The organism is Yoonia sp. (assembly GCF_036007805.1).
Taxonomy (GTDB): domain Bacteria; phylum Pseudomonadota; class Alphaproteobacteria; order Rhodobacterales; family Rhodobacteraceae; genus Yoonia.
This window is the reverse complement of sequence record NZ_DASYOK010000195.1, coordinates 1-10,180: the sequence shown is the minus strand read 5'-3', so window position 1 is coordinate 10,180 and position 10,180 is coordinate 1. Positions and strand designations below refer to the sequence as shown.

13 protein-coding genes are annotated in these 10,180 nt (G+C 58.7%); 10 read left to right on the top strand and 3 right to left on the bottom strand.

Annotated elements, in window-relative coordinates; genetic code table 11:
* Window positions 1-1,108: glutamate-5-semialdehyde dehydrogenase (locus tag VGP75_RS11205; protein ID WP_327543743.1), on the top strand; the 1,108-nt coding region annotated here is incomplete at its 5' end.
* On the opposite strand, the gene VGP75_RS11200 is transcribed toward VGP75_RS11205, so the two are convergent.
* A complete protein-coding gene (locus VGP75_RS11200) occupies window positions 1,105-1,698 on the bottom strand; it encodes a histidine phosphotransferase family protein (protein WP_327543742.1) in 594 nt (197 codons plus the stop codon). The two genes, VGP75_RS11205 and VGP75_RS11200, sit on opposite strands and share 4 nt — an antisense overlap.
* Window positions 1,699-1,724: 26 nt before the next feature.
* Between VGP75_RS11200 and VGP75_RS11195 the strand changes: the two genes are divergently transcribed.
* The 3 genes from VGP75_RS11195 to olsA all read left to right on the top strand — a co-directional run bounded on the left by VGP75_RS11195 (window position 1,725) and on the right by olsA (window position 3,629).
* Complete coding sequence (locus VGP75_RS11195; protein ID WP_327543741.1) at window positions 1,725-1,904, top strand: DUF3553 domain-containing protein; 180 nt, start codon at window positions 1,725-1,727, stop codon at window positions 1,902-1,904.
* Window positions 1,905-2,035: 131 nt separating this feature from the next.
* A complete protein-coding gene (gene olsB / locus VGP75_RS11190) occupies window positions 2,036-2,806 on the top strand; it encodes an L-ornithine N(alpha)-acyltransferase (RefSeq protein ID WP_327543740.1) in 771 nt (256 codons plus the stop codon).
* A complete protein-coding gene (gene olsA, locus VGP75_RS11185; protein ID WP_327543739.1) occupies window positions 2,799-3,629 on the top strand; it encodes a lyso-ornithine lipid O-acyltransferase in 831 nt (276 codons plus the stop codon). The genes olsB and olsA overlap by 8 nt, the downstream gene beginning before the upstream one ends.
* On the opposite strand, the gene VGP75_RS11180 is transcribed toward olsA, so the two are convergent.
* Window positions 3,606-4,232: a thiamine phosphate synthase gene (locus VGP75_RS11180; RefSeq protein ID WP_327543738.1), complete on the bottom strand. Its 627-nt coding sequence runs from the start codon at window positions 4,230-4,232 to the stop codon at window positions 3,606-3,608. The genes olsA and VGP75_RS11180 overlap by 24 nt on opposite strands.
* A gap of 140 nt (window positions 4,233-4,372) precedes the next feature.
* Here VGP75_RS11180 and VGP75_RS11175 point away from each other — a divergent pair, with 140 nt between their 5' ends.
* The 3 genes from VGP75_RS11175 (at window position 4,373) to VGP75_RS11165 (ending at window position 7,819) form a co-directional block, all read left to right on the top strand.
* The gene (locus VGP75_RS11175; RefSeq protein WP_327543737.1) at window positions 4,373-5,113 is read left to right on the top strand and encodes an RNA methyltransferase; all 741 of its coding nucleotides are present in this window, start codon (window positions 4,373-4,375) and stop codon (window positions 5,111-5,113) included.
* 95 nt (window positions 5,114-5,208) lie between these two features.
* Window positions 5,209-6,345 (top strand): heme A synthase, encoded by a 1,137-nt coding sequence (gene ctaA / locus VGP75_RS11170; RefSeq protein ID WP_327543736.1) that lies wholly within the window; start codon window positions 5,209-5,211, stop codon window positions 6,343-6,345.
* A gap of 4 nt (window positions 6,346-6,349) precedes the next feature.
* A complete protein-coding gene (locus VGP75_RS11165; RefSeq protein WP_327543735.1) occupies window positions 6,350-7,819 on the top strand; it encodes a carboxypeptidase M32 in 1,470 nt (489 codons plus the stop codon).
* Window positions 7,820-7,867: 48 nt separating this feature from the next.
* Here the strand turns inward: VGP75_RS11165 and VGP75_RS11160 are convergent, their stop codons facing one another.
* Entirely contained in the window at window positions 7,868-8,686 is an 819-nt protein-coding gene (locus VGP75_RS11160) for an enoyl-CoA hydratase (protein WP_327543744.1), read from the bottom strand.
* Window positions 8,687-8,701: 15 nt separating this feature from the next.
* Between VGP75_RS11160 and VGP75_RS11155 the strand changes: the two genes are divergently transcribed.
* The 3 genes from VGP75_RS11155 to rpsI form a co-directional block, all read left to right on the top strand.
* Window positions 8,702-9,121 (top strand): PaaI family thioesterase, encoded by a 420-nt coding sequence (locus VGP75_RS11155; protein WP_327543734.1) that lies wholly within the window; start codon window positions 8,702-8,704, stop codon window positions 9,119-9,121.
* A 144-nt stretch (window positions 9,122-9,265) separates the two neighbouring features.
* Window positions 9,266-9,727: a 50S ribosomal protein L13 gene (gene rplM, locus VGP75_RS11150; RefSeq protein WP_055292774.1), complete on the top strand. Its 462-nt coding sequence runs from the start codon at window positions 9,266-9,268 to the stop codon at window positions 9,725-9,727.
* A partial coding sequence (gene rpsI / locus VGP75_RS11145; RefSeq protein WP_327543733.1) for a 30S ribosomal protein S9 occupies window positions 9,727-10,180 on the top strand: 454 nt, incomplete at its 3' end. The genes rplM and rpsI, both read left to right, overlap by 1 nt.

The window sequence follows — 10,180 nt, the reverse complement described above, 5'->3', positions numbered from 1 at the left end:
TGCCAATGCCGAAGATCAGGTCTACGGCGAAGAAAAGGGCCTGAGCCCCGCCATGATGGACCGTTTGATGCTGGACGAACCCCGCATCCGCGCCATGGCTGAGGGCCTGCGCAATGTGGCCGCCCAATCCGATCCGGTGGGTGAGGTGATGACCGAATGGGATATGCCCAGTGGTCTGCACATCCAACGCGTGCGCACGCCTTTGGGTGTGATCGGTGTCATCTATGAAAGCCGCCCCAATGTGACGGCAGATGCCGGTGCACTTTGTTTGCAATCGGGCAATGCCGTGATCCTGCGCGGCGGGTCCGAAAGCTTTCATTCCTCCACCGCGATCCATGACTGCCTGCAAACCGGATTGAAACAGGCAGGGCTCCCTGCGGCGGCGATCCAGCTTGTGCCCACCCGCGACCGCGCGGCGGTCTCGGCGATGCTGACAGCGACAGACCACATCGACGTCATTGTGCCACGCGGGGGCAAAGGGCTTGTCGGGCTGGTCCAGCGCGAGGCCCGCGTGCCCGTTTTTGCGCATCTTGAGGGCATTTGTCATATCTACGTGGGCGCAACGGCTGATCCTGCAATGGCTGTCGAGGTCGTTCTCAATGCCAAAACCCGGCGCACCGGCATTTGTGGGTCCATGGAGTGTCTGCTGATTGACTGGCGCTTTTATACGCAACACGGCTCACTGCTGGTTGATGCCCTGCTGAAGGCCGGCGTTGATGTGCGCGCCGATGGTGAACTCGCCAAGATTGCAGGCACAACGCCCGCGCAACCCGACGATTTCGGAAAGGAATTTCTGGATATGATTTGTGCGGCCAAGCTTGTCGATGGTGTCGACGAAGCGATTGCGCATATCCGCACCTACGGGTCAAACCACACCGATGCGATCATCACCGCCGACGATCAGGCCGCGGCACATTTCTTCAAAGAGCTGGATAGCGCGATCCTGATGCGCAACGCCTCGACCCAATTTGCCGACGGTGCCGAATTCGGCATGGGCGCCGAGATAGGCATTGCGACAGGCAAATTGCACGCACGCGGGCCTGTCGGGGCCACGCAACTGACCAGTTTCAAATACCTCGTGACAGGAAACGGGGCGGTGCGCCGCTAGAACCGCGCGATCAGATGGTCGCTCATATGGCGGAATTGCAGGCAACGCTGCGCTTCCGCCAACACACCCGGCAACAGCGCGAATTGCACATGGGCCGCCGTGTATCTAAAGCCCATTTGTGGTGCGCTGATGTTATCCCACAGCTCTTGATCTACCGCCAGACGCGGCCCTTCGGCGCGCATGACCCATGTTTCGCCGTCCTGCGTGATATGGATATCCCCGCCCAAAGGCATGGTCGATTCCAGCGCCTGCAACATCAAAAGCGCGGCCCGCACCAGACGGCGCGGCTGATCCCCCGCGATCTTCCAGATATAGTTGATCCTGCCACCGCTCGCCGTTGCCGCAAGGATCGACAGGATCTCGGCACGGCTGACGGATTGCTCTTCGCTGGCCGCACCGTAGGCGATCCGGAAATACCGGATCCGCGCACTGGCGTTTTGCACGCTTTCGCTGATCAGGTCCATTTCGGCACCGTTATCGCCATCGGTCAGCGCCAAAAGCTCGACTCCATTGCCGATTGCCCCAATTGGGCTGATAAGATCATGGCAAATCCGTGATCCAACCAAAGCTGCGAGATCAGGTTGCATCATGCAGCCTCCGTTTTAAGAGAGAATAGATGTCAGATATAAATGCAATCTTTGAACCTGGCGTGCTCGTCCGCCATCCCGACCAGCCGGATTGGGGAATAGGGCAGGTGCAATCCAACATTGGCGACCGGATTACTGTCAACTTCAGGGAGATGGGCAAAATCGTCATTGATAGCAGGCGTGTCATACTTGAACTGGTTAATGAATAATTTACAACCTAAAGGAGAGTTGCGCAAGTCGAGTTCTTATATCCTGTCAAAGTGTCGCGGTATGGTTGCTAAAAGGTTAACGTCCGCCAGAATTTCTGCAAAAAAGAAGGCTCACCGCAAAAATGACGCTGATGCAACAGCCTGTATTTGAGACCCTTGTGACCCGCACGCCAGAGGATATCCGCGCCGCACAACGCCTGCGGTACAAGGTCTTCATTGCAGAGTTGGGTGGGAATGGTCCGATGGTCGATCACGCTGCCCGCTTGGAATGTGATGTCTATGACGCCCATGCCGACCATATCCTGTTGTTGGATAAAACGCGCCCGCAGGGCGATCAGGTCGTCGGTGTTTACCGTGTGATGACGGCCGAAATGGCGCAGGCGGCAGGCGGATTCTACTGCGAAACCGAGTATGATCTGACGCCGCTCTACCAAAGCGGGCAACGCCTCTTGGAGCTCGGTCGTTCGTGCTTGCATCGTGACTATCGCGGGGGTGCGGGGATGTTGCATCTGTGGCAGGCACTTGCCGCTTATGTGGAAACCCACAGGATTGCGGTGCTTTTCGGGGTGGCCTCTTTTCATGGGACTGACGTACAGGCGCTAGCTTCCCCGCTTAGTTTTTTGTACCACAAACATCTGGCGCCCGTGGCCCTGCGCGTCGCAGCCAAAGGGCCAACAGGGGTGCCGATGAATATCCAAGCCCTCGACAGTATCGACCGGATCTCTGCCGTGCGTGAAATACCTGCGTTGATCAAAGCCTATTTGCGCTTGGGCGGGAAAGTGGCCCCCGATGCCTTTGTCGATCATGCCTTCAATACGGTTGATATCTGCCTGATCCTTGAAAAAGATGCCATCGACGGATTGCAGCGGGCCATTCTGGCCAAAGGCGGGGCAAATGGCTGAGACTTGGCAGAGCAAAAGCGCGCCGCCGGACTGCCGTTTGACTGTTCTGGGCTGGTTCCGGGTGGTTTTACGCGCGATCCCGTTGATTGTGCTCGTCTTTGGTGGATTGCTGATACTGCTGGCCGTGCGCTTGATTGAACGGCCGCTTTGCGGGTTGGGGCGACCAGTGACGCCCTATATCACGCAGTTTGTGTGCCGGATGTCCTTTGTGGTTCTGGGGATCAGATATACCTCGCAAGGCGCGCCAATGGCGGGTGCGGGGGCCGTTGTGGCAAACCATACCTCCTGGCTGGATATCTTCGCTCTGAACGCCCGCAAACGCATCTATTTTGTCTCCAAAGCCGAGGTGGCCCGTTGGCCTGGTATCGGATGGCTGGCGCGCGCGACAGGGACGGTGTTCATCCAGCGTGACCGCAGCGAAGTGCAAGGGCAGATAACCGTGTTCCGCGAAAGGCTTGCTGCGGGCCATAAGCTATTGTTTTTCCCCGAAGGCACCTCAACCGATGGTCTGCAAGTGCTGCCTTTCAAACCAGCCCTTTTTGCCGCCTTCTTCGATCCATCCTTGCGCCAGACGCTTCAAATGCAGGCAGTCACTTTGCACTATCGCGCGCCCGCAGGGGTGGACCCGCGGTTTTATGGCTGGTGGGGCGATATGGATTTTGGGCCGCATCTGCTGGCGACATTGGCTGCCGCAAAACAAGGCGCGGTGCATGTGATCTATCACCCGCCCGTAAAAGTTGCGGATTTTACCGACCGCAAAACGCTCGCTCAAGCGATGGAAGATCAGGTCCGCGCAGGCCTAACCCAGCATCGCGCGTCGTAGGGCGCCAAGAGTTCCAGCGGGATTATCTGTGCTCCAGACCTCATCCCCAATCCCGAAGAAATCTGTGTGTGGGGCCAGCGCGCGGATCAAACCCTCATCCAGTGCCCCTTCGGCAACAACAGGCACCTCGATCATCAGGGACCACCACTCGAAAAGTTCCAGCTCCGCCTGACGGCCGTCACCAAGGGCCGTCTGGCCCACGGGACCGAAGCTGACGTAATCTGCGCCCAACTCACCGGCGGTCATGCCGTCATGGCGGGAATTGGTGCAGTAACAGCCGACAATGGCATCGTCACCAAGGTCTTTGCGCACCTGACGGACCGAACGCGCGCCGTCTTGCAAGTGGACGCCGTCAAGGCCAAGGCGTTCGACAAGCTGGATATGCGTATCAATCACCAAGGCCACATCGCGCGCATGGGTGACTTCACGCAACGCGTCAGCAGCTTTGGCGATCCGCGCCTCATCGGTGGTACCCAGCGCAAGACGGACGCAGGCCACCTCAGTGCTGTCCAGACAGGCGGCCAGTTCGGCCGGAAATGTCGAAAGATCGAATTCCGAAGGGCTGATGAGGTAGATTTGCGGGTGGTCCTGGGCGTCCGACATGGGGGCGTTCCGATTTATTTGAAGTTTCACGCGCTTTTAGCGGGGAAAATCGGGCTTGGCCATGGGTGGCGTGCTGTAGCGGTTCTTGCCTTGCACAGGCGCGCGGCGTATCAGGCGGCGATCTTATCAAAGGAAGTCTTATGCCCAGCGCCCAGCCTCAGCCTGCGTTTGTCCTGATCCGCCCCCAGATGGGTGAAAATATCGGTGCGGCAGCGCGCGGCATGTGGAATTTCGGGTTGGACCGTATGCGGATCATTGATCCACGCGATGGCTGGCCCAACCAGAAGGCCGTGGCGATGGCCAGCGGGGCAGGGCGACTGCTGGATGAGGCGCAGATCTATCCTGATACTGCCGCCGCCATTGCTGATTGTGATTACGTTTATGCGACCACGGCGCGCCCACGGGGGCTAACGAAACTGGTGCTGACACCCGAGGCTGCGATGCAGGATGCGCGCGCGCGGATTGCGCAGGGACAAAAAGTCGCTGTGATGTTCGGCCCCGAACGCGCGGGGATGGAAAACGATGATATCGCGCGCGCGAATGCAATTATCTCGGTCCCTGTGAACCCTGATTTTCCGTCGCTCAATCTGGCGCAATGCGTGTTACTGACAGCCTATGAATGGCGGCGCGAGGCGGTAGAGGTGGATCCCGCACGTGTTGAAGCCGTGGGTGACTGGGCCGAACAGATCGAGATTGAAAAGCTTTCCGATCATTATGAGGAACGGCTACAGGAGGCGGGTTTCTTTTATCCCGAACACAAGGCCGAGAACATGAAGATGAACCTGCGCAATATGTGGTCGCGCATGCCGATGACACGGGCGGATGTGCAAATGCTGCATGGCATGATGCGCCAGATGGTGCGTTGGAAAGAGCGGGGGTAAGGTGGATTTCAATCCACCTTACATGTGGCACCCTGACGCTTGCGGTCGCCGCACGCGGGTTCTAGGTAAACGGTAAGACGAAGCGGAGACCGATGATGGCAACCAAACGCAGCATTTTTGAAGATGTTGGTGACACCCCAAAACAAACAGCTGCCCCCGGCGGAATCAGCCGTGCAGGGCAGGGTGCGCGGCGCGCGATCCGCGCATGGTTGATGGCTCTTTTCGGATTGGTTGTTGTCATGATCGTTGTCGGTGGTTTGACCCGCCTGACCGATAGTGGCCTGTCGATCACCGAATGGAAGCCTGTGACCGGGGCCATGCCGCCGATGTCTGAGGCCGCCTGGGAGGAGGAATTCGACAAATACCGTGCGATCCCCGAGTACCAGTTGCAAAACCGTGGGATGAGCATGGCCGAGTTCAAGGTGATCTACTGGTGGGAATGGGGCCACCGTCAGTTGGGCCGCTTTATCGGGCTGGTCTGGGCTGTGGGCTTTGTTGCCTTAGCAGCCACCCGCAAAATACCCACCGGCTGGACGCCCAAGCTGTTGTTTCTCGGCGCTTTGGGCGGCTTGCAGGGTTTTATCGGCTGGTGGATGGTCGCGTCTGGTCTTGAAGAGGGGATGCTGGACGTGGCCTCCTACCGGCTGGCCACGCACCTTGGGTTGGCTTTTGTGATCTTCGGTTTCATCGCCTGGTTTGTCTATCAGCTGGGGCGCAGCCAAGCTGATCTGCTGCAAGCGCGGCGCAGCGGGAGTGCAAGCCTTGCACGTTTGAGCAGCATCCTTATCGGCTTTGCCTTCCTGCAGATCATCCTTGGTGCCTTGGTCGCGGGGATCGACGCAGGGCGTGCTTTCCCCGATTGGCCTCTGATGGCGGGCGGGTTCCTGCCGCCCGAGCCTTTGTCGCTGACCCCGATCTGGCGCAATTTCTTCGAGGACGCGGGTCTTGTGCAATTCATGCATCGCATGGCGGGTTATGCGCTCTTTGCCTATACGATCTTCGTCTGGACCCGCGCGCGCCGGTCGGCCAATGACACCACGCGCTTTAGCTTCAACGCGATCATGGCGGTGATGACACTTCAGGTCGTGATCGGCATTGTGACGGTGATGTATTCCGCCCCGTGGCAGATTGCGATTGTGCATCAACTGGTGGCGGTCATCCTCTGGGCACTGATCCTGCGGGGCCGCTTTGTGGCGCAATATCCGATCCCGCAAATGATCAAAGGGGCCTGAGGCCATGACAGCGTATTCCGAGCTTATGGCGTTCCAGCGCGAGACCGAGGCGCTCAGCCAGATCGCAGGCCGCCTTGGATGGGATCAGGAAACCATGATGCCCGACGGTGCCACACCCCAGCGTGCCGAAGAACATGGAGCGCTGGCCAATATCCTGCACGCCCGCAGGATTGATCCGCGGATCGGCGAATGGCTGGAGACAGCGCAAGCCACCGATGATGTCGCCGCCGCCAACCTGCGCCACATCAAGCGCGATTATGAGCGTACCGCGAAAGTGCCCGCGCGTCTGGCAGCGGAGCTTGCGAAAACCACGTCGCTTGCGCACCGCGTTTGGGCGCGTGCACGCGCCGAGGAAGATGTGGCCGCATTCCTGCCGATGTTGCAGAAAGTCGTCGATCTGCGGCGCGAAGAGGCCGCTGCCGTCGCGGGCAATACCGACCCCTATGATGCGCTGCTTGACGATTACGAACCGGGTGCAACGGGCGCGAGCTTGGGCGCGATGTTCGCGGCTTTGCGCCCACGTCTTGTCGCGCTGCGTGCGGCGGTTCTGGACAAACCGGTGCCTGCGCCGTTGATCGGACAGTTCGATGACGCGGCACAATTGGCGCTGTCGGAAAAGCTGGCCCTCAGCTTTGGTTACGGTCTTGCAAACGGGCGGATCGATAAAGCGGTGCATCCGTTCTCATCAGGGTCCGGCCTTGATGTGCGGATCACGACACGGACCAATCCGACCGATCCGTTCAACTGTTTTTACTCGACGATCCATGAAGTCGGCCATGCCGCCTATGAGCAGGGAATTGACCAAGCGCATTTGTTGACCCCTTTGGGGCGCGGTGTGTCGATGGGCGTGCATGAAAGCCAAAGCCGGATTTACGAGAACCAACTGGGGCGCAGCCGTGCCTTTACGGGCTGGCTTTACGGGCAAATGCGTGATGCATTCGGTGATTTCGGGGTGGCCGACGAAGAGACCTTCTATGGCACGGTCAACCGCGTGCATGACGGGTTTATCCGCACCGAAGCCGATGAGGTGCAGTATAATCTGCATGTGTTGCTGCGGTTCGATCTGGAACGCGCGCTGATCGCGGGTGATCTGACTGTCAATGATCTGGAAGCCGCATGGAACGACCGCTTTCTGGCAGATTTTGGCTATGCGGTCGACAAACCGTCAAACGGTGTCTTGCAGGATGTGCACTGGTCCGAGGGGCTTTTCGGTTATTTCCCGACATATACGCTGGGCAATGTCTATGCAGGCTGTTTGCATGTGGCGTTGCGTGATGCGGTGCCGGATCTGGATGCAGATCTTGCGCGGGGTGATACATCGCAAGCAACGGGCTGGCTGCGCGCGAACCTTCAACAGTATGGCGGGCTGCGCACGCCGGTTGAGACGATCACCCATGCAACCGGCGCAGCGCCCAGCGAGGCGCCTTTGCTGGACTATCTGGAAGAGAAATTCAGCGCGATCTACCGGTTGTAGCCGTCGGAGCCTCCGGCGGGGATATTTTCGGGCCAGTAATAACGCAGGCTAGGACCAGTTCGGATCGCGCTTTTCCAAAAAGGCGTTGATGCCTTCGTTGGTGTCGTCGACCAGCATGTTCTGCACCATGACATTACCGGTATAGGCGTAGGCCTCGGCCGTTGTCATCTGGGCTTGCGCATAGAAGGCCTGTTTGCCGATCTTGACCGCTGAGGGCAGTTTCTTGGCGATAGCCTGCGCAAGCTCTTGGGCGTCGCGTTCCAATGCATCGGTGTGCACAGCGCGGTTGATCAGGCCGAGGTCCTGTGCCTCGCGGGTGTTGATAAAGCGGCCGGTTGTCAGCATTTCAAAAGCGGCTTTGCGGTGGATATTGCGGGTCAGCGCCACCATTGGTGTGGAGCAGAACAGGCCGATATTCACGCCATTGACGCCAAAACGCGTATCGTCCGAGGCCACAGCCAGATCGCAGGTTGCCACAAGCTGGCAACCGGCCGCCGTTGCGATGCCGTGGACCTGGGCAATCACAGGCTGGGGCATGGACTGGATCCGCTGCATCATTGCGGCACAACGATCGAAGAGGTCCTTGAAATAGGCCGCACCCCCATCGGGCGTTTGCCGTCCGGCCTGCATTTCCTTGAGATCATGGCCCGCGCAGAACGCTTTGCCTGATCCCCGCAGGATCACCGCACGGATGCTGCTGTCCTCTGCGATTTGGTCAAACGCCCCGTGCAAGGCGGCCAGCATCGCATCCGAAAGGGCATTCAGACGCTCGGGCGCGTTCATCGTCAGGGTGGCGATATGGGCGGTGTCTTCGCGAAGCAGGATTGTCATTTTGTCCCTTTCGGTGTTGCTTGGGCCAACCGTAATGCAGCGCGAGGCGATATGGAACACAAGATGGATATTCCTGCACTTCAGTCCTTTATGGTTGAAGCCTTTCCGCAGGTTGCCGGCGAAATTGAGGTGAGCGAACTGGCCGAAGACGGGCTAACGGTGCGTTTGGCTGTGCAAGACAAACATCTGCGCCCTGGTGGGACGGTATCGGGGCCGACGATGTTCATGCTCGCGGATGTGGCGGTTTATCTGGCGATTTTATCGCGGATCGGGCCAGTGGCCTTGGCGGTTACAACCAATTGCAGCATTGATTTCATGCGCAAACCGGCAGCGGGGGCTGATCTGACCTGCGTTGCGCACTTGCACAAAGTCGGCCGGGTTTTAGCGGTGGGTGATGCGATGATCTATAGCGCAGGGCAGGCGGCGCCCGTAGCACGGGCATCGCTGACGTATTCAATCCCGCCCAAATAATGGGGTAAATAGATACCTAAATTGCAAGGCATTGATTTATCACATTTTTCTCGCGCTAAAGTCGCTTGACTGCGTACCGCCTCCGTTTATAACGCCCCAATCGAATGACACGTGGCGCGAGCCACCCCAAACTTTTGGTGGAATATGAAAACCTTTACCGCAACTCCTGCGGATATCGACAAGAAATGGATCCTGATCGACGCTGAAGGCGTTGTTCTGGGTCGTCTTGCCTCGATCATCGCAATGCGCTTGCGCGGCAAGCACAAGCCTTCCTTCACGCCGCACATGGATATGGGCGACAACGTGATTGTCATCAACGCCGAGAAAATCCAGATGACTGGAAACAAGCGTGATGAGAAGTACTACTGGCACACCGGCCACCCCGGCGGCATCAAGTCCAAGACCAAGGCAGAGATCCTTGAAGGTGCGCACCCCGAGCGTGTCATCATGAAGGCCGTTCAGCGCATGCTGCCCGGTGGCAAACTGTCCCGCCAGCAGATGACACACCTGCGCGTTTTCGCAGGCGCTGAGCACGGCATGGAAGCCCAGAAGCCCGAAGTTCTGGACGTGAAGTCCATGAACAAAAAGAACACGAGGACTGCATAATGGCCGATCAAGTAAACTCGCTCGAAGAGCTGGGCCAAGTTGCAACAGGTGCCGAGGCACCAGCTGCAGCGGTCGAAGCAACTGTCACACGTGAGCCCGTCCGCGACCATCTGGGACGTTCCTATGCGACAGGCAAGCGCAAAGACGCGGTTGCCCGCGTCTGGATCAAGCCGGGTTCCGGCAAGGTCACAGTCAACGGCAAAGCCATGGACGCCTATTTCGCGCGCCCCGTTCTGCAGATGATCCTGCGCCAGCCTTTTCAGGTTGCCGGTGTTGTTGACCAGTTCGACGTGATGGCAACTGTTGCTGGTGGCGGTCTGTCCGGTCAGGCCGGTGCGGTCAAGCACGGTGTGTCGAAAGCTCTGCAGCTTTACGATCCGACCCTGCGCGCAGCACTCAAGGCCGCTGGCTTCCTGACACGCGACAGCCGTGTGGTTGAGCGTAAGAAGTACG

What these genes read in the sequence shown, in the direction of transcription:
- VGP75_RS11200 (WP_327543742.1), bottom strand. Translation starts at nt 1,698, where the DNA reads ATGATGCAACCTGATCTCGCAGCTTTGGTTGGATCACGGATTTGCCAT.
- VGP75_RS11195 (WP_327543741.1), top strand. Translation starts at nt 1,725, where the DNA reads ATGTCAGATATAAATGCAATCTTTGAACCTGGCGTGCTCGTCCGCCAT.
- olsB (WP_327543740.1), top strand. Translation starts at nt 2,036, where the DNA reads ATGCAACAGCCTGTATTTGAGACCCTTGTGACCCGCACGCCAGAGGAT.
- olsA (WP_327543739.1), top strand. Translation starts at nt 2,799, where the DNA reads ATGGCTGAGACTTGGCAGAGCAAAAGCGCGCCGCCGGACTGCCGTTTG.
- VGP75_RS11180 (WP_327543738.1), bottom strand. Translation starts at nt 4,232, where the DNA reads ATGTCGGACGCCCAGGACCACCCGCAAATCTACCTCATCAGCCCTTCG.
- VGP75_RS11175 (WP_327543737.1), top strand. Translation starts at nt 4,373, where the DNA reads ATGCCCAGCGCCCAGCCTCAGCCTGCGTTTGTCCTGATCCGCCCCCAG.
- ctaA (WP_327543736.1), top strand. Translation starts at nt 5,209, where the DNA reads ATGGCAACCAAACGCAGCATTTTTGAAGATGTTGGTGACACCCCAAAA.
- VGP75_RS11165 (WP_327543735.1), top strand. Translation starts at nt 6,350, where the DNA reads ATGACAGCGTATTCCGAGCTTATGGCGTTCCAGCGCGAGACCGAGGCG.
- VGP75_RS11155 (WP_327543734.1), top strand. Translation starts at nt 8,702, where the DNA reads ATGGAACACAAGATGGATATTCCTGCACTTCAGTCCTTTATGGTTGAA.
- rplM (WP_055292774.1), top strand. Translation starts at nt 9,266, where the DNA reads ATGAAAACCTTTACCGCAACTCCTGCGGATATCGACAAGAAATGGATC.